Source organism: Streptomyces sp. iso_384 (assembly GCF_056172905.1).
Window position 1 is genome coordinate 1 of the sequence record NZ_JBWBTT010000040.1, and the last position, 925, is coordinate 925.

Sequence of the window (925 nt, forward strand, 5' to 3'; positions counted from 1 at the left end):
GGCCCAGGAGGCCGGTCTCGTAGCCGCGGGCGACGGTGTGAGGGAGCGTCCGGGCCCGCAGGAGGATGCGCGCACGGTTCAGCAGCCGGCCTGCCGTCTCCGGCCGGATCCGCAGGGCCTGGGCGATCTCGACCTGCGTACGGCCCTGGGCCAGGAGGCGGAGCGCGGCCAGCTCGTGTTCGGTGAACAGGTCCTTCACGTGAGGATCGGCCGGTCGATGTGCCGGTGCTCGGTCTCCGCTCCGATGCCGGCGGCCTGGAGCCGGGCGGCGAGTTCTTCCGCGGCGACGACGGAGCGGTGACGGCCGCCGCCGCACGTGACGTGGATGTCGACGCGGAACCGGCGGCCGGGCAGGGCCAGGAGGGCCAGGGCGTGGTCCAGGCCGCGCTGGACGATCGTCTCGAAGCCGGGGGTGGCGCGGACGTACGCCTGGACGTGGGGGTCCAGGCCGGTGGAGTGCAGCATCCGCTCGCGTACGACGGGGTCGCTGGGCGGATTGCGCAGCGGCCGGGTGTCGATACGCAGCGCGTCACCGCGGGGCGTGTCGTGGTGACCGTCGCCGTAGCTGACGATCACGGTCTGGACCAGGTCGGGGGAGGGCCGGGGCCCTAAGCGTGTCTGGGACATGCCTCCACCTTCCTGCCTGCACCCACGCCGCGTAAGGCGTTGCCTGTTGCGTCTTTCAGGAGTCCGCGCGAGCAGCGTGTCCGCCGGTTGGTGAGGGACCGGGTCCGGCGGCGGACCGGCGCTTCTGGTGCGCAGTAATCGCACGGCCGGGCAGAGCTGGCCACTGCGCCTATCAGTCCGAGCGCACATGATCCTTCCCGGCGCTGTACGGCCTTCTGAGGCGCTCTGAGCGCCTCTCGGCTCCCGAGACGATCACGGGCCTCTCGTGCCTTCACAGCGGCGTACAGCGCTTCGTCCG

General features: G+C 72.1%; 2 protein-coding genes. Both read right to left on the reverse strand.

Translation table 11 applies throughout. From position 1 onward, the window contains the following. A partial coding sequence (locus AC0VY3_RS38290) for a helix-turn-helix domain-containing protein (protein WP_475552068.1) occupies positions 1-199 on the reverse strand: 199 nt, incomplete at its 3' end. Then, positions 196-627: a RapZ C-terminal domain-containing protein gene (locus AC0VY3_RS38295; RefSeq protein WP_475552069.1), complete on the reverse strand. Its 432-nt coding sequence runs from the start codon at positions 625-627 to the stop codon at positions 196-198. The genes AC0VY3_RS38295 and AC0VY3_RS38290, both read right to left, overlap by 4 nt. Between the last annotated feature and the right edge of the window lie 298 nt (positions 628-925).